We start from the raw sequence: 17394 nt of genomic DNA on the forward strand, positions 1-17394 counted from the left end.
GATCGGGTTTAGCGACCCGAATCGGTACGGTTGCATCAGCGCTCCTGATCTCATTGCAGATATTCCAATCTGCGATTGTTGTAATGGTGGCTGTGCGCGGGAGACCTTCGGGTCTGCCGGGCTCCTGTACCCCCGGTTCGCTAACCTGCGTACAGCCGCCACCCTAACTTGCTTAGCGACAAGTCATGGTGGCCCAATCAGGTCAGGAGATTCACCATGTTCAAGGTCACACCCAATCCCCCGGAATCAGATCCCACCTCTTCCTACTCAAGCCTCGATCCGGAAAAATTCCACGAAGCCACTGAGCGGGCGCTTAATTATTATTTGAAGCCGGAACAGGCCAAACCCAAGAAAGAACCAGCAGCGGATCAGCTCTTCACTGTCGTCGAAAGCATCGACACTGAAAGCCTACTCGCCAACCTCAGCGAAAACCTGGCGTCAGCCAATGCCATGATCAGCGATCTGGCATTCGATCTTGAAGGTTCTCGCCGGCATGTTGCGATGGGTATCCAGCAAGTCATTGAGGTGAGCGAACTGCTGGCCAATCGTGCGCTGGATATCGTCGATCCGCGTTAGCAATGGGGCCGTGACCGAAAGGGCTAGCCGAGGCTTGTAGTCCCCCTGCCTACAAGGCCATCGGCTCGCCCAATCGGTGCAAGCGCGGCAGCCTGTGCAGTGTCATTTCAAACACTGCACAGGCACCCCATGACCGATTATCTCCATGGCGTGCGGGTCATCGAACTCAACGACGGCACCCGCCCCATTCGTTCCATCCCCACCGCGGTCATCGGCATGGTCTGCACGGCCGACGACGCCGATGCAGGCATCTTCCCCTTCGACACGCCGGTCCTGCTAACCAACGTTCAAACCGCCATCGGCAAAGCCGGTACCACGGGCACTCTGGCGTCCAGCCTACAGGCCATAGCCGACCAGACCAGGCCCTACACCATTGTCGTGCGCGTGAAGGAAGGCGCCACCGAGGAAGAGACCACCAGCGCCCTGATCGGCACCACCACCGCCGAAGGCAAATACACCGGCCTGAAAGCCCTGCTCGCCGCCAAGGCCCGCGTCGGCATGGTGCCGCGCATCCTCGGTGTGCCAGGCCTGGACAGCCTGCCGGTGGCCACCGCCCTAGTGTCTATTGCTCAGCAGGTACACGGCTTCGCCTACGTCAGCGCCTGGGGCTGCAAAACCAAGGAAGAGGTGACCGCTTACCGGGCCAATTTCGGCGCCCGTGAAGCGATGGTCATCTGGCCCGAATTCCAGAATTGGAACACCGTCAACAACGCCACGGTGACCGCCTCGGCCGTGGCCCGCGCCTTGGGTTTGCGCGCCAAGATCGATCAGGAAGTGGGTTGGCACAAGACCCTGTCCAACGTCGCCGTCAACGGCGTGACCGGCATCAGCGCCGACGTGTTCTGGGATCTGCAAAACCCGGCCACCGACGCCAACTACCTCAACAGCCATGAAGTCACCACGCTCATCAACGAGGGCGGCTTTCGCTTTTGGGGCAGCCGCACCACCAGCAATGACCCTCTGTTCGCCTTCGAGAACTACACCCGCACGGCACAGATCCTCGCCGACACCATGGCCGAGGCGCACATGTGGGCGGTGGATAAGCCGCTGCATGCGTCCCTGGTGCGCGACATCACCGAAGGGATCAATGCCAAGTTCCGCGAGCTGATCGGCACGGGCTATTTGATCGGTGGCAAGTGCTGGTTTCCAGACGACGCCAACGGCAAGAACACCCTCAAGGCCGGCAAGCTGTTCCTCGATTATGACTACACCCCTGTCCCACCGCTGGAAGACCTCACGCTGCGCCAGCGCATCACCGACCGCTATCTGATGGACTTCGCCAACAAGATCAATAGCTGAACCGCGCAACGGAGAGCCCTGCCATGGCCATGCCCCGCAAACTCAAGAACCTCAATCTGTTCAACGACGCCAACAGCTACTTGGGCGTGGTCAAGACCGTCACCCTGCCCCCGCTCGGCCGCAAGATGGAAGGCTATCGCGGCGGAGGTATGAACGGCCCGGTCAAGGCTGATCTTGGCTTCTCGGACGACGGTATTCAGTTCGAATGGAAGACCGGCGGCCTGGATCTGATCGCCCTCAAACAATTCGGTGCCGTCAACGCTTCGGGCATTGCCTTGCGCTTCAGCGGCGCTTTTCAGCAGGACGACACCGAGGCCGTCAGCGCCGTGGAGATCGTGATGCGCGGCCGCCATGAGTCGATTGAGATGGGTGAAGCGCAACCCGGTGAAGACACCGAGCACAGCATCACCACCACCTGCAGCTATTACAAATTGATCGTCGACAACGAAGAGATCATCGAAATCGACCTGCTCAATTTCATAGAAATCGTGGACGGCGTGGACATGCTGGAAAAACAGCGCCGAGCTCTCGGCATCTGACCCGCCCTAAACCTTGGAGACTTGCATGAAGACTGAAGAAACGCTCACAGCCCTGCCGCGGGAGGATGACAACAGCGTCACCCTGGATACGCCGATCATCCGGGGAAAGACCTGGATCGACAGCATCACCCTGCGCAAACCACAGGCCGGTGAGTTGCGCGGTGTGCACCTGGTCGAGTTGTTGAACATGGACGTGGCGACCTTGATCAAGATCCTGCCGCGTATCAGCAACCCAAGCATCACCGCGCCGGAAGCCGCTGGCATGGACCCCGCCGACCTGCTCGCCTGTGGCAGCAAGATCTCTGGTTTTTTGTTGCAGAAGTCGGTGAAGGCGGATGCCTCCCTCGTTGCGTAGAAGATGCCATGGCCGACCTGGCCGTGGTTTTCCACTGGGCACCGACGGACATGGACCCGTTGGGCCTGCAAGAACTGATGGCGTGGCGCGAACGCGCCCGGGCACGGAGTGTCACCGATGGGCAATGACTTAAAACTGCGCGTGCTCCTGGGCGCTATCGACAAAGCCAGCGGCCCTTTGAAGGTGATCGACAAACGCAGCACCGCCACCGCTCGCGCATTGAAAGAAACCCGTGATCGCCTCAAGGCGCTCAATGCCCAGCAGCAAGACATCAGCGCCTGGCGTGCTCAGCGGTCGGCGTCCCTGCGCACTGAAGCAGCGCTTAACGCGGCTAGGGAAAAGGTCCGCGCCCTCAGCCAACAGTTCGCAGCGACCGGAGCGCCGACGCGAGCCATGACTAAGCACTTTCAGGCCGCCGTCAGGGCCGCCCAGGAGCTTAAGCAGCAGCATCGCAAGCAAGGTGAACAGCTCCAGGCGCTGCGTGCTCGACTGGCCGGCGCGGGTATCAGCACCCAACACCTGGCCCGCGACGAACGCCAGCTACGCCAACAGATCGGAGCCACCAATGCCAGCCTAAGCACACAATACAAACGACTGGCCGCATTGAATGAACAACAACGGCGCCTGAGCACTGCGCGGGCTTCATTGGATGCTTCACGGCGCAGCGCCGGCGAGCTGACCGCTAAAGGCGCTGTCGCAACTGCCGGTGGCGGTTCGGTGTTGTACGCAGGGGCACGGATGCTATCGCCGGGCATCGACTTCGACGCCAGTATGAGCCAGGTGCAGGCGATTACTCGTCTGGATGAGCATGCCGATGCGCTCAAGACTTTGCGTGCCCAAGCTCGCGCGCTGGGCGGCGCTACCCTATTCACGGCAGGACAGGCTGCCGATGCCCAAGGCTACCTGGGGATGGCTGGCTTCGGGCCCAACGCCATCCGGGCCGCGATGCCAGGCATGCTCAACCTAGCGGCGGCAGGTGGTACTGAGTTGGCTCAGACCGCTGACATCGCGTCGAACATCCTGTCGGGGCTGGGCCTGACAGCCGATGAAATGGATCGCCTCGGCGATGTGCTGGTGGGGACGTTCACCCGCTCCAATACCACTCTGCAAATGCTGGGCGACACCATGAAGTACGCCGCGCCCATGGCGAAAACGTACGGTGTGGAATTGGAAGTGGCCGCCGCGATGGCCGGCAAACTCGGCGATGCAGGCCTACAGGGCAGCATGGGTGGCACCGCACTCAGCTCGATCATGAACCGCTTGGCCGCCCCACCCAAAGGCGCTGAAAAAGCCTTGCAGCAACTGAACATCACCACGGCCGATGCGGTCGGAAACCTGCGCCCCCTGCCCGACCTTTTAAAGGAGATCTACAGCAAAACCCATCGCCTGGGCACCGCCGAGAAAGGCGGGCTGTTCAAAGCGATTGCCGGGGAAGAAGCGGTCAAGGGCATGGCTCAACTGGTAGAACAGGCGGGCACTGGACAGTTGCAGGTGCTCATCGCCAACCTGCGCCAAAGCCAGGGCGAAGCGGCGCGCACGGCTAAGGTTATGGCCGATAACCTCAAGGGTGATTTGACCAGCCTCAGCAGCGCCTGGCAGGACCTAGGTATTGAATTACAGGATCAGCAGAACGAACCGCTTAGAGAGCTGGTTCAGTCCGTCACCGCGCTTGTCAGGAGCATCAAATCCTGGGCTCGGGAGAATCCAAAACTCGCGGCTGGGCTCGTTAAAACCGTTGCAATCATCGCCGCGCTGGCCCTCGCTGTCGGCGGGCTGATGCTGGCGTTAGCGAGCGTTCTGTTGCCATTCGCAGCGTTGCGTTTCGTCCTGGTTCAGTTGGGATTTCGTTTGCCGGGTTTGATTGGCTTGCTGTCGACTTTGGGCCGTACCGTGCTGCCATTCGTGGCGAGGGCGTTGCTCATTGTCGGGCGTGCCCTGATGCTTAATCCAATTGGGCTGGCAATCACCGCCATCGCCGGCGCAGCGTATCTGCTGTATGAACACTGGGACGCGGTGACGGGGTATTTAGCCGGCGCTTGGCGTGAAATCCAGACCGGTTTTGACAATGGGCTGGGCGGCATTTTGAAAGTGCTTGCGGACTTCAGCCCGGTCGGCTTGATCTACCAAGCGTTCGCCGCTGTCATGAAGTACCTGGGCATCGACTTGCCCAACCGCTTTACCGCCTTCGGCGGGTTGATGGTCGACGGCCTGATCAACGGACTGACCGCGGGCATGAGCCGCCTGAAAGAGGTGGTTGACCGCCTCGGCACCCGGACCATCGACGCCTTCAAAGAAACCCTGGGCATTCAAAGTCCCTCGCGCGTATTTGCCGAATTGGGCGGGTTCACGGTGGAGGGGCTTGTCCAAGGCCTAACGTTACACGCCGATGGCCCCCTGGGCGCTATAACCGCCCTGAGCGAACAGCTCATCGCGGCCGGAGGACGGTTGTCGTCGATTGATTCACTGACGGTCGATACTCGCGCTCCGATCAGCCCACGACCTTCCCAAAACATTGATAGCCACGACACCTATGCCATTCACATCCACACCACCCCAGGCATGGACGCCAACGCAATCGCCCGCACTGTACGTGCCGAGTTAGCACGGCATCAAAACGAGAGGGCCGCTCGACGCCGCAGCCGCCTTTCGGACCTAGAGTAGCCAACCATGATGCTTGCCTTGGGCATGTTCGTATTTAGCCTCTCCACCGCGGCCTATCAGGAACTGCAACGCCAAACCGAATGGCGCCACGTGAGCAACCCACGCATCGGTGCCGCCCCGGCGCGGCAGTTTGTCGGGCGCGGTGAGGACGTTATCACCCTGCCCGGCGTCATCCTGCCGGAACTGGCCGGCAGTGCCTTGAGCCTCGACGCCCTGCGCCTGATGGCGAATACCGGGAAGGCCTGGCCGATGGTCGAGGGCAGCGGACGAATCTATGGGCTGTGGATTATCGACAACCTGAGTGAAACCAAAACGCTGTTCTTTCGCGACGGCACACCACGGCGGATTGAGTTCAGCCTCAGCCTCAAGCGCATCGATGATGACCGCATCGACCTGCTCGGCGCGGCGACCAGTGTCGGGGCGAGCATCATGAGGGCGCTGCTGTGATCGATACTGCTCTCGCCCATGTCACCGGCTATCTGAATCGCCGAGATACCATCTATTCAGTGCCGGCGTTTCGCATCGCGGTCGATGGCAAGGACATCGCCCAGTTGATCAGCCCGAGGTTGATGCACCTGGAACTGACCGACAATCGCGGCATCGAGGCCGATCAGTTGAGCATCACCCTCAGCGACCACGACGGACTGTTAACCATCCCGCCTAAAGGCGCGGTCATCCGGCTGTGGCTGGGTTGGAGTGACACCGGCCTGGTGGAAAAAGGCAGCTACACCGTCGATGAAACCGAGCACAGCGGCGCACCGGACTTACTTAATATTCGCGCTCGCTCGGCGGATCTTCGCAAGGGCTTGAAAACCAAACGCGAGCGCAGTTGGAGCAACGCCACACTGGGCGACGTCCTGGGCGACATCGCTTTGGGCAACGGCCTCACCGCCACTGTTGCCGGTGCCTTGGCCGAATTGCCCATCCTGCAGTTGGACCAGGCGAGCGAATCGGATGCCAACCTAATCAGCCGCCTTGGGGAAGAGTTCGACGCCGTGGTCACCGTCAAAGCCGGACACCTGTTGTGCCTGCCGGCTGGCGGTGGCAAGACCGCCAGCGGCGCAGATTTGCCCCACATCACTCTCAACCGGACCGATGGCGACCAACACCATTATCTACAAGCTGACCGTGACAGTTACGACGGGGTACGTGCGTATTTCTATGACGTAAACAACGCGAAGAAACAGGAAGCTATTGCCGGTGGCGGCGACTCTCTCAAAGACCTTCGCCACACCTACAGCGACCGCCAGTCTGCCTTGCGCGCCGCCCGCTCTGAATTCAACCGGTTGCAGCGCGGTAGCGCGACCCTCAGCTACACCTTGGCCCGGGGACGTCCTGACCTGATTCCAGAACTGACCTACACGTTCCAGGGCGTGAAGCAGGAGATAGACGCCATCATTTGGTACGGCGGCAACGTGCTGCATAGCCTGAGTGCGGACAATGGCTACACCGTCAGTTTGGAGTTGGAGAGCAAGCTACCCGAGGACACGGTTGAGGGGCTGGCTGAAGAGAACAGAGGTGACTTCACCGGCGTCATCGCCTACTACCGCGATAGGAAGTCCGGGAAGGAAAAGGCCGTGACGATTGGAGACCGGAGCAAGCCCAAGCGGCTGCACTGGTTGTACGCCACGGAGCATTCGGCGAAGCGGGCTATAGATCGGGAGTGGAAGCGAATGAAGACAGAACGGCAATAACCCGTATTACGAAGACGTTAAAGACAATGCTCAAGGACGACCTCATGCAAGACATACGTTGCGGCCATTGCTGCCGCAAACTCGCCGCTGCCAGCGGCTTCCAGGAATTACAGATCAAGTGCCCGCGCTGTCGGACACTCAACCATCTGAAGGCCCAGAGCCTCCCCCAAGCGTGCCGCGAGCATCCAGAACAACGAGTTCATGAATGCAGCAACCCACCATTGGCAGCCTGTTCGCAGGCATAGGAGGCTTTGATGTCGGATTTGAAAACGCGGGATACCGCAGCGCCTGGCAAGTTGAACTCAACCCCGTCAACCGGGCTGTGCTTGCCGATCGATTTCCCCATGCACACCAATTCGAAGACGTGCGTCAGTGCGGCGCCCATAACCTCTCCCCTGTCGACGTCCTCACCGCTGGCTTCCCCTGCCAGGACATCAGCATCGCCGGATGTCGGGAGAGCAACCAAGACACCCGAGGCCTGCGCGGCGAACGCAGCGGCCTGTTCTGGGAAGTCATACGTATCCTCAAAGAGATACAACCTGGCTGGGTGGTCCTTGAGAACGTCGTTAACCTGCTCGCTGTCAACGATAGCCAAGACTTTGAGACAGTCATCCGGGCCCTTGCGGACTGCGGGTATGTGGGATTTTGGCGAGTGCTTAATGCTCAATATTTCGGAGTCCCCCAGCAACGTCGTCGAATATTCCTGGTCGCCGGTTATCGACGCATGCCCCCCTTCGAGTTCCTGGCTGACGCCGCGCCAGTGGACGCAATACCTCCAGCGTCTCGCTCGATCCGATGGCCACGCCCCGCGGATGCCTGGGCTGCCAATACTCTATTGGCAAACAAGGCCGGATCCCAAATCGCTTTGGGCTGTACCACTTTCGTCGCTCACGCGAACGGATGGGATCAGATGGCTGAGCGGCAGCGAGCGGCTGAAGATGATGGGTTTTGCCTCGGACTGGATGCGGCCAACCTTGCGGAGGCTTTCAGTGCCGGAAACGCCGTTGTTACGCAGGTGGCGGAGTGGGTTGGGCGAGGGTTGATTAGAATCTGAACACATCCCCCGGACTTATAGAAAACCATCCCTGCAACTGCCCTCACTATCAGTAGCAGGGACAACCGAACGTCAAATCCAGCGCAGTATCATCAGGGCACGTCAAGACGGGGAGCAATGGCATTTAGCCATCTTACAGAGTACAATGCATTTTCAGCCATATGGGATGAGAAAATGGAATTCGACTTCTCTGTTTTATACGATACTGATGAGAAAGAGTTTAACGGGCTGGATCTATATTATGGATCCAAATCATTACAGGGTATAAGCGAAGCAATCTCGATTGCAACTCATGGCATCGTTAATAAATCTTATATAAGCCGATCTACCGCTAAAAAAGGTATTAAAATCGACTTCAAAACAAGTTTCACTGGCTCCTTCAAACAACGATTTAAAGTCGCCTTCACCAATGAAAAAACAGTTGCAAATCTGCACAACCTCACCACCAAAAGCTACATCGAGTTGCTACAATATACACTTGGTCAAGTTATCGGCGACAACCGCGAAATAAATAGAAGAACAGCAATAAAGACATTTGAAAAAATGTATTTCAGCGAAGACATTACGCATCGTCTCACCACATCAATTTCTGACGTGCATTTACCCGTAAAACATCAGGGACTAAAGGCTACTCTTTACGCCGCACAAACTCCTATAGCTACATTCAACCAAAACACATTGAGTTACCTTGAGGAAGAGATAACGAATCCAGTTATTGAAAAGCTTATCGTTGGCATCAGTAGGTTCAATGCTCGCACTGGCACGGGAAGGTTGGTTCAAGATATTGATGGAGACTCCTTCAGCTTTGTACCGCATCATATGTTTTCAAAGCGGCAAAAAAGCATCCTTGTAAGAAGCCTTTATGGAATCACCCAAGGCAATTTCACCGCACTACATGCAGAGGTAAGTCGCGTAACACTCAACAATGGCGCGACCAAATATTTTATACTACATAAAGCTGAGCTGATCGAGTGAAGCGCTTGTTGATAGTCGGTGTAGCCATTCTGCTTTCTGGCATGTACTACATTTATTTCAGCATTGTTGGAAGCTTAGCAAAAGAAGACCTCGGACCTTTAGGGGATTTTATAGGTGGAAATATAAATCCCCTTTTAACCTTTATATCTGTAGTACTGCTTATCGATACCGTTGTCATTCAACGTAAAGCCGTCGAGAACGCTCAGGCCTCTGAGGTAGAAGCGCGAAAAACTATTAAACTACAGTCAGACCTAGCCACAAAACAAAGCTTCGAATCGTCGCTATTCAACTTGATAACACTTTGCTTGAACGAGATAAAAAACGCACACCTGCCACTAAAAAGCGGCACATATACTGGCAATCAAGCCTTTGGGAAATACCTCCAAATTTTTGAAAAACTTATGTCATCTCACAACAAGCCAGACATCCTTAACCAATTAGAGGAGCTTTCAACGGACGCACTCTTCGACAACTTAAAAAATTTCGCCATGGTTTTCAAGTTCATTACTGATTATGCAGCGGACTCCGAAAAGGAAAACTATATATCACTTACTCTAACTATGATGCCTACATCCTTGATTGCATTACTCTGCATAGCTCACCATCACGGCCAATGGCCGATTCTTGCCAGCTTTGAAACCGCAAGGATATTTGACCGTGACAGCTTAAAAAATTATCTCAACCATTACTTGTAGCTCATTAAAAAATCAGCAACCTCCCCTTCTAACTTCCACCATCGTATGACACACATTAGCACATAGCTTTCAATCTAGGCTGAATATGATAAATTTAGATATTTATTGAAACGGACACTATAATGATAATGCTTTACATCCTCCCTTCGTTTTTTACCGCCGTGTTGATATTTTGGGGAATTGATCGTAGCTTAGTTGGTAAACAAATCTGGGTCAGAAATCCAAAACTCCGACTAAATTACAGTTTTCAAAATTGGAAGCTTGTAGATTATCTAGCGCTTTCAATTATTCTAAGCATTGTATTTTTAATAATTTTATTAATTTTGGCTTCACTCGGAGGAAAAGTACCATTCATAATCCCGCGAACTACATTTGCCATCATCTGCATTAGCACAATAATATTTTCCATTAGCCACTACAATTTATCGAAGTGGTACACAAAATTTTCAAATCTATTCAAAATCACCGCAACCCTCGCAACCCTTATAATAACGCTCATAGCAAATGCGCTAGCTGATTCTTCAATTCTGAGCTACACACATGTAGATCCCTCTCAGTTCCCTGTAGCACAAAAAGCTTTTATCCTTATTGGTATCGTGGGGCTTTGGATATATATCGCAATGTATGCAAGCTTGCCAGCCTATATAATCATTGCCCTTCAGATCCTTAAACCTATTTCCTTGGAACGTCTTCACAAAAGAAAGCGAAATTACGCAAACTCGTGCACCAGCCTACCAAAGCACTTCGGCAGAGATTTCAACTTAGCGATGGCGGCACTTGTCGGGGCTTGCTATACGATCACCATCTTACTCCTTGCACTTTCCAACATCGGCTCAAACACAATAAATATAACTTTAAAGAAACTATTAGTTTCTGCTTCCTTTCACCTTCCTACTCAGGCATGCGGAATAGAAGGACTCTCTGATTCCTCATTAGCCCTAATCGATGATGATAAAGCGGTGATAGCGACCCCTGACAATGAACTCGGCTATACTTTCAAGACAGTGAAATGCGACATACAGCCAGTTGAAATCACACGCAAGTCAACAAAGCCATTTAAAACACTCTACAATTCGGGTAAACCGATTAATTTCGTAGAGGCACAAAGCCCTCAAACCTGCGGTATCCCGCGCTGCTTGTTACTTAATTCAGCCCTGGATTATAAAATTTGCATCTAACTCTGGTGTATCCGTTCATACGAGCGTTGCAGCGGCTGCTGACCTCCAGTTCCTGGGGAAGCGTTCGGAACACCGGAATTGAAAATCTAGTAAAGGCGGATACACCCTGAACAATAAGGGCATAGAACGAAACCGGGGATATCATGACCCGCAGCCAGACTCTTGCCCTTGTCTGACTCATCCCGCTTTAGGGGAATCAGTTGACGAGCGCAGCCATTTTCTCTACATTTGGACCCATCGAAGCGACTGACCAGATGAGATTGAGCGCTTCCCAGCGGTGAAAACCGTAACCGCGCAAGGCGGTTCGCAAGTGGTGTCTGGATCTGCTTTACCGAACACGAAAAAAGACGCCTACGGCGTCTTTTTTCGTTTCTGCTCCCTAGCGTTTGGTCGACGTAGGCTGCCGCATGTGGATCTTACCGCACAGCAAAATGAAGCCCATTCTGCCCAGCAATCGAGGCGGCTTGTCTGTCTGGTGATAAGCGCTTTCGATTACCAGGTTTAGATCCTGAGGCTTACCCGCCGCAGCCCGACGAATTTCAAAAAACACGTGATAAGGCCCGTTCGGGTCCGCGATCGTTATCGAATACGCCCAGTTGCGTTGCGCAGCTGTCTCGCGCACCTTGGCTTGGTGATGGTTCAGCCCTTGAATCACAGTAGGCAGCATCAGTGATAGGCGATAGCGGATTGAGCAGAAGGTTCGGGGTCGCCCAGCATGATCGAAAATAATCTGCTCTCCAGATGGATGCAGGGCCTCGTCATAACCCCGACTGAAGCAATGACTCGAAAAGGTGACGTGCACGCTCAGCTTTCGCCCCACCAAATCGCTCTGTACTGTGAATGTAAACGGCTCAAGATGAGCGAAATCGTAGGTCTGACCCCCAATGGTCAGTCGCGGAAAATAGGCGGTCACTAAGGTCTCCGTTCCGGCCGGCGAGGCAGTCTCCTCCTGCCTTTATCATCATTTGTAACCGTCCTACGTTTTCGTGCATTGCCCTTACCGACAATGAGAACCCATACGCCGTGTCCTATCAGATAACGGCGAACATTACGCTAATGTTGGATCACACTAGAAACCCGGCGTCTAACCGGGCTTCTTTTCGCTGACATGTATTTAATCTAAATAAATTATTTAATCAAACCTCTATGACTCCACACACAAGAGCGCAGATGCTAACAGCCGCGCAACGTGCCGGATATAACCTCGATCAACTTCAGACATTTCCCTATACCATGTAAGAATTTTCCGCTCATCTTGTGTCAGCTCAGAATTTTCGCGTTCGCTCATATCCAAGCGAGTGTTCTTTTTGTCATCCTGATCCAACATGCCCACTACTCCATTAAGTGCATTGCGTGCGCAACGTTACTTAGGCATGTGGGAAATCGAAACTGAAAATCGTCGTAACGAATCGTTTAAATACGACTAGTTATTTCTCGGGACGGGAAAGGCCGGGAGCTACAGCCATCGCACTGATGATGCGATGCACAGCTTTTTGGTCATAGTCAGACAGCGTCCTGAACTGCTGCAGCAGCGCTTCTTCGGCCTCGTTCAAGCCTTCGAGCGCAGGTTGCATCCGCCTTCCCGTCAAAACATACGGCACATCGACACCAGCCTTAAGCACCGCCGTAAGGTAGACGGAGTCAGGGTTTCGCTCGCCTTTTTCATAGCTGCCCTGGGTATTACGGGTGATGCCACCCAGTTGCGCGAAGGCCTCCTGGTTGAGCCCAAGCCGCGTCCGTTCTTCACGCAAGCGTTCACCCACGCCAACGTCCATGTCATTTTCAGATGCACAACTTTTCAAACTTTCACCCTTTACAGGCACAAATCTTTGGGCATAATTGCACCAAATCAACACGGATGCCCACGAATGGACACTATGCCCGCCCCTCTCACACCCGAGCAAGCCCGAGCGGTGCTTGATCGAAAAGGTATCAGCATTGCGGAGTTCTCTCGTCAGAACGCGCTGAACAGCAACCTGGTCAGCGACCTACTGAATGGTCGGAAGAAAGGACGCCGCGGCGAAGCCCATCGGGCTGCGGTGTTATTGGGTATCAAGGTCGGCACTGTCCCGGCAATCATCATTCCATCAGCCCTCGCGCAAGGACGCCGCCGTGAGCACTTACAAATTGGTCTGCCCCCATTGCCAATCACGGATGCGCATCCGCACCAGTGAGGGCACGCATATTTTTCTTCGCATTGCTTACTTGCAATGCACTAACGAGGCTTGCGGTTGGTCTGTTCGCGCCGAGTTTGAAATGACACACGAGATGAGCCCCAGCGGGATGGCCAACCCGTCGGTCAAGTTACCTTTGGCTGATGTCGCGCTACGTCGTGAGGCGATGACAACGAATGTCGCTCAACTCGAACTATTACCCCACTCAAGGATGGAGCGGACTGAATGAACGATACCCAGCCTATTTCGCTTGATTACCGCAGCAGCATGCAACAGGCCGCCCTTGCCTATCTGGCTCGCCACCAAGCAGAACATCTTGCCGATGGCGATCAGTTGTTCAAAAACTGTATCCGCCATCTGATCGTTGCACTTGAGGTGCCGTCCGGCGTTGCAATGAAACTGGTGCAGTTAGCCTGGACTGAGCATCACGCGGCGTCCGGCCTCGACCACCCTACTTCGCTCTAACCCTTAATCAATGACTCAACCCTACTCGACCGTAGGGCTGGGCTTGTATTGCCCATCAGTTGGTGCGACATGGAACAGTCAGAAACGCTACGGGCTGAAGTGCTTCAACGGCTCAAGGACGATTACGGATTCAAGGCGCGGCACAGCGACGTCTATTGGCGCGGCGGCAAGTGCCCAGCTTGTGGACAAAAAGAGCTTTATACCCGGGTTTCAAAACCGTGGCTGATCATTTGCGGACGCGAAAGCAAATGTGCGAAGCGCTGGCACGTTAAGGAATTGTATGAGGATCTGTTCGATGACTGGAGCCGGCGAGCGCCCTCTTGCGATCAATATCCCACCGCAACAGCTCGAGCCTATCTGGAGTTTGCCCGTGGGTTTCGGCTTGAGCTGATTCAGGGCTGGTTTAGCCAAGAGTCCTACTATTGCCGAGAGCTGAACGAAGGCAGCACTACGGTCCGCTTCGCCCTGGACAAAGGGGGATATTGGGAGCGGCTGATTGATCGTCCGCACCGCTTCGGCAAGATGAAAGCCCGGTTCAAGCCTGGCGATAGTCCTCGCGGCGTTTGGTGGTGTCCGCCTTGCGTCGAGTTGCTGGACGTCGCCGAGCTGTGGATTGTCGAGGGGATCTTCGACGCTATCGCTCTGGCGCATAACGGCATTGCAGCAGTGTCGTCCATGTCATCCAACGCGTTTCCCGAAGAGTCGTTGAGAGCGCTGGCACGACTGCGCGGCAGCAAGTTGCCCAAGTTGGTCTGGGCGCTGGACAACGAACCCGGTGCACATAAATACACCAGACAGTGGGTGCGACAGGCCCGCGTCCTGGGCTATGAATGCGAAGCTGCGCAGATCCCTCAACCTGACAGCCGCAAGGTTGATTGGAATGACCTGCATCAGCGCTGGGCCTTTATAGATGACGAACCCCAGCGCACCGAGCAAATTAAAAGAGACTTGATTACCGCCCGCTATCACGGCTCGCTTCTGATCGCCGAAAGCGCGACCGAGAAAGGCGTGCTGATGTACGAATGGCGCGAGCGCTTTGAGTTTCACTTCGAGTTCGAGAGCCGGCTGTACTGGTTCAAGATGGACCTGGAGAAGTTCAACAAGGCCATGCAGGCGTTGGAGTCTTCGGAGCGCCACGAAGACCAGTTGCTTAACGATAAACAACGTCGTGACAAGGCACTGCGCCAATGTGGTGGTGTTGTCGAAATCGCCAACTGCTACCCCCAGGCGCTGTACTTCCAGCGCAACGAGGTAACTGACGAGTCCTGGTATTACTTCCGTGTGGACTTTCCGCACGACGGCGGCAGCGTAAAAAACACCTTCACGGGCGGTCAGGTCGCCGCCGCCAGCGAATTCAAGAAGCGCTTGCTCAGCATGGCTGCCGGCGCGGTGTTCACAGGCAGCGGGCAGCAGCTCGACAAGATCATGAAGGACCAACTCTATGGACTGAAAACTGTAGAGACCATCGATTATGTGGGCTACAGCAAGGAGCATGGGGCCTATGTGTTCGGCGACATTGCCGTGCGCAATGGCATCGTCAGCCAGGTCAACAAAGAAGACTTTTTTGAGTTCGACAAGCTGCGACTCAAGACGCTGCAGAAGTCGATCGCGATGCACATCCAGCGTGACGCCAAGCAGTACCGCAACGACTGGCTGCCCATGCTTTGGACATGTTTTGGCGCCAAGGGAATCGTGTCGCTGGCGTTCTGGTTTGGCTCGTTGTTCGCCGAGCAGATTCGCGCACAGTACAAATCGTTTCCCTTTCTGGAAGTCACGGGCGAGGCCGGCGCCGGCAAAACGACGCTGCTGACTTTTCTTTGGAAGCTCCTGGGTCGAGAACACGAAGGCTTCGACCCGTCGAAATCAACTCGTGCCGGCCGCCAACGGGCCATGGGTCAAGTTTCCAATATGCCGGTGGTGTTGATCGAGGGCGATCGCAACGAGCCGGACAAGGCGCATGCCAAGGGCTTTGACTGGGACGAGCTCAAGGACTTCTTTGGCGGCGGCACCCTCGGCACTCGGGGGATGAAAACCAGCGGTAACGAAACCTACGAGCCACCGTTTCGGGGTGTCGTCGCCATCAGCCAGAACGCCGACGTCTGCGCGTCGGAGGCGATCCTGACCCGGATTATCAAAACTCACTTTGCTCGCCCTGCGGTGACCACAGAGAGCCGTGCCGCCGCGGATAACCTGAACTTGATCCCGGTGGAACAGCTCAGCCATTTCCTGTTGATGGCTGTGCGGGCTGAAGCCCAGGTCATGGCGAAGTTTGCCGAGCGCGTGGCGGTGCATGAACAGCATCTGCGCCAGCTCAAGGAGATCCGTGTGGAGCGGATCATCAAGAACCATAGCCAGATCATGGCGCTAGTGGACTGCCTTTGTTTGATCTGTCCGCTGGATGAAAACCAGCGTGTCACTACCCATCAAGCCCTCACCAGCATGGCTCTGGAACGCCAGGCGGCGATCAGCGCTGACCATCCTTTGGTTGCCGAATTTTGGGACGTTTACGAGTACCTGGAGAGCCTCGGCGAAGGACCGCAGGTCAATCACAGCGTCGACCCGAAACTCATCGCCATCAACCTCAACGACTTCGCCGAAAAAGCCAGCGATCACCGACAGAACCTCGCAGATCTCAAGACCCTGCGCACGCTGTTGGTCAATAGCCGCAGCCGCAAGCTGCTTGAGGTGAACAAGGCCACTTACAGCGCCGTCCGAGCGGCCCAGGCAGCCAATAACGCGATGGCTAGGAAATCCACCACCGTGCGTTGCTGGACCTTCCAGAACGCCTAAGCAACACCGCTTGTAACCACCACCAGGCGGGCAACGCCTGGACAACATCAAAGGAGCAACACCATGTCACCAGATCGAATCATAGAAGCGTTTGACGAAATTTTTCGATACGAGAGAGCCCTTCCTACTATTCGCCTGACGGGCATTGAGGCGCTACACCGATTGGTGCCGGTCGCTCAAGGTCATTCGGGACAGAGTGGCGTCATAGGCCGCTTCTTGCTCGGGCTTTACAACGGCCAGGACTACCCCTTCGACATGACCGAATTGCGTCGGCTCGATGCGGCTCTTTTCGATGACTGCATCACCGTCTTGCGGCTCGATAACACGACCGAACGAGAGGTGCATCGGTACTTCGAGAATGGTGATGCGATTTGGGAGGAGTTGCGGAATCGATGGGCATGAAGACCGGAACGAAGTTGTAGCAATCATCACGCAAGACCAGGCCAAGGCCTGAAAGATGGTGTCGAGGAGCGCCAACTCCCCGACACCGACCACCACTAAGGAGCAGCACCATGCAAGCACGGAACCCAAGCAGCAGCGCCGGGGAGACTAGCACGAACGCGCTGAAACCCGATGATGACCTTTCCTATGTCACCCGAACTACGGCGCGCGGTATCGCTGTATTTCATGACTCCCGAGGCGTCGGTTTCAAGGAGTTGGCGCGATGAACAATGGCAAATCCTTTCCTTGGAATCTCGACCTGACGGGGTTCTGCGACCAATGCGGGAAATACCGCGCCCACGGCAATCATTACAAGTGCAGTAAGGCCCGGCAGGCCATTAACGAGCGACGTCGGGCCGAAGAAGCGCGATCCGGTGTCACCCCCGGACCTAAGAAGAGCGCCAGCGTTTGGTGGTTACTTCGCCAAGAGTGATCTTTAACACGGAGCCCGAAAACAAACGCAATACGGAAAGGCCCATCAACGGGCCCTTCCTCAAT

20 protein-coding genes and 1 pseudogene are annotated in these 17394 nt (G+C 55.3%); 19 read left to right on the plus strand and 2 right to left on the minus strand.

Features of this window, described 5'->3' with window-relative positions:
- Window positions 1-216 precede the first annotated feature (216 nt).
- The 13 genes from BT116_RS12760 (at window position 217) to BT116_RS30575 (ending at window position 11026) form a co-directional block, all read left to right on the plus strand.
- Window positions 217-576 carry a DUF6124 family protein gene (locus tag BT116_RS12760; protein WP_060741294.1) on the plus strand — a complete coding sequence of 120 codons (360 nt, stop codon included), beginning with the start codon at window positions 217-219 and terminating at the stop codon, window positions 574-576.
- Between the two features lie 129 nt (window positions 577-705).
- Window positions 706-1875, plus strand: coding sequence for a phage tail sheath protein (locus BT116_RS12765; protein WP_072344071.1), 1170 nt, complete (start codon window positions 706-708; stop codon window positions 1873-1875).
- Between the two features lie 23 nt (window positions 1876-1898).
- Entirely contained in the window at window positions 1899-2414 is a 516-nt protein-coding gene (locus BT116_RS12770; protein ID WP_072344074.1) for a phage major tail tube protein, read from the plus strand.
- A 25-nt stretch (window positions 2415-2439) separates the two neighbouring features.
- Window positions 2440-2769 (plus strand): phage tail assembly protein, encoded by a 330-nt coding sequence (locus tag BT116_RS12775; RefSeq protein ID WP_072344077.1) that lies wholly within the window; start codon window positions 2440-2442, stop codon window positions 2767-2769.
- An 8-nt stretch (window positions 2770-2777) separates the two neighbouring features.
- On the plus strand, window positions 2778-2897 hold the full coding sequence (locus BT116_RS12780) for a GpE family phage tail protein (RefSeq protein ID WP_072344080.1): 120 nt from the start codon (window positions 2778-2780) through the stop codon (window positions 2895-2897).
- Window positions 2887-5430 carry a phage tail tape measure protein gene (locus tag BT116_RS12785; RefSeq protein ID WP_072344083.1) on the plus strand — a complete coding sequence of 848 codons (2544 nt, stop codon included), beginning with the start codon at window positions 2887-2889 and terminating at the stop codon, window positions 5428-5430. Before BT116_RS12780 ends, BT116_RS12785 begins: the two co-directional genes overlap by 11 nt.
- A 6-nt stretch (window positions 5431-5436) precedes the next feature.
- Window positions 5437-5877: a phage tail protein gene (locus tag BT116_RS12790; protein WP_072344087.1), complete on the plus strand. Its 441-nt coding sequence runs from the start codon at window positions 5437-5439 to the stop codon at window positions 5875-5877.
- On the plus strand, window positions 5874-7124 hold the full coding sequence (locus tag BT116_RS12795; RefSeq protein WP_072344090.1) for a phage late control D family protein: 1251 nt from the start codon (window positions 5874-5876) through the stop codon (window positions 7122-7124). Before BT116_RS12790 ends, BT116_RS12795 begins: the two co-directional genes overlap by 4 nt.
- Window positions 7125-7168: 44 nt before the next feature.
- Window positions 7169-7369, plus strand: a complete 201-nt coding sequence (locus BT116_RS12800) for a Com family DNA-binding transcriptional regulator (protein WP_072344093.1) — start codon at window positions 7169-7171, stop codon at window positions 7367-7369.
- A complete protein-coding gene (locus BT116_RS12805) occupies window positions 7330-8178 on the plus strand; it encodes a DNA cytosine methyltransferase (protein WP_072344096.1) in 849 nt (282 codons plus the stop codon). Before BT116_RS12800 ends, BT116_RS12805 begins: the two co-directional genes overlap by 40 nt.
- 117 nt (window positions 8179-8295) lie before the next feature.
- Window positions 8296-9153, plus strand: a complete 858-nt coding sequence (locus BT116_RS12810) for a DUF7946 domain-containing protein (RefSeq protein ID WP_072344099.1) — start codon at window positions 8296-8298, stop codon at window positions 9151-9153.
- Window positions 9150-9848, plus strand: a complete 699-nt coding sequence (locus BT116_RS12815) for a hypothetical protein (protein WP_072344101.1) — start codon at window positions 9150-9152, stop codon at window positions 9846-9848. Before BT116_RS12810 ends, BT116_RS12815 begins: the two co-directional genes overlap by 4 nt.
- A 122-nt stretch (window positions 9849-9970) precedes the next feature.
- Complete coding sequence (locus BT116_RS30575) at window positions 9971-11026, plus strand: hypothetical protein (protein ID WP_139209442.1); 1056 nt, start codon at window positions 9971-9973, stop codon at window positions 11024-11026.
- A 379-nt stretch (window positions 11027-11405) separates the two neighbouring features.
- Here the strand turns inward: BT116_RS30575 and BT116_RS12820 are convergent, their stop codons facing one another.
- Both BT116_RS12820 and BT116_RS12830 read right to left on the minus strand, forming a co-directional pair.
- On the minus strand, window positions 11406-11939 hold the full coding sequence (locus tag BT116_RS12820) for a hypothetical protein (protein ID WP_072344105.1): 534 nt from the start codon (window positions 11937-11939) through the stop codon (window positions 11406-11408).
- A 514-nt stretch (window positions 11940-12453) separates the two neighbouring features.
- Complete coding sequence (locus BT116_RS12830) at window positions 12454-12789, minus strand: helix-turn-helix domain-containing protein (RefSeq protein ID WP_256572561.1); 336 nt, start codon at window positions 12787-12789, stop codon at window positions 12454-12456.
- Between the two features lie 114 nt (window positions 12790-12903).
- On the opposite strand from BT116_RS12830, the pseudogene BT116_RS31450 reads away from it, so the two are divergent.
- The 6 genes and pseudogenes from BT116_RS31450 to BT116_RS12860 form a co-directional block, all read left to right on the plus strand.
- Window positions 12904-13095 (plus strand): annotated as a pseudogene (locus tag BT116_RS31450) (DNA-binding protein); the annotation flags it as partial.
- Window positions 13096-13138: 43 nt separating this feature from the next.
- Window positions 13139-13429, plus strand: coding sequence for an Ogr/Delta-like zinc finger protein (locus BT116_RS12840; protein WP_072344114.1), 291 nt, complete (start codon window positions 13139-13141; stop codon window positions 13427-13429).
- The gene (locus BT116_RS12845; RefSeq protein WP_072344117.1) at window positions 13426-13665 is read left to right on the plus strand and encodes a hypothetical protein; all 240 of its coding nucleotides are present in this window, start codon (window positions 13426-13428) and stop codon (window positions 13663-13665) included. The genes BT116_RS12840 and BT116_RS12845 overlap by 4 nt, the downstream gene beginning before the upstream one ends.
- Window positions 13666-13734: 69 nt before the next feature.
- Complete coding sequence (locus BT116_RS12850; RefSeq protein ID WP_170845938.1) at window positions 13735-16455, plus strand: toprim domain-containing protein; 2721 nt, start codon at window positions 13735-13737, stop codon at window positions 16453-16455.
- A 63-nt stretch (window positions 16456-16518) separates the two neighbouring features.
- Window positions 16519-16857: a DUF7673 family protein gene (locus BT116_RS12855; RefSeq protein WP_072344120.1), complete on the plus strand. Its 339-nt coding sequence runs from the start codon at window positions 16519-16521 to the stop codon at window positions 16855-16857.
- Between the two features lie 262 nt (window positions 16858-17119).
- On the plus strand, window positions 17120-17329 hold the full coding sequence (locus BT116_RS12860; RefSeq protein WP_072344123.1) for a hypothetical protein: 210 nt from the start codon (window positions 17120-17122) through the stop codon (window positions 17327-17329).
- Window positions 17330-17394: the final 65 nt, after the last annotated feature.

It is taken from the genome of Pseudomonas sp. NFACC16-2, assembly GCF_900119205.1.
Lineage (GTDB): Bacteria > Pseudomonadota > Gammaproteobacteria > Pseudomonadales > Pseudomonadaceae > Aquipseudomonas > Aquipseudomonas fluorescens_Q.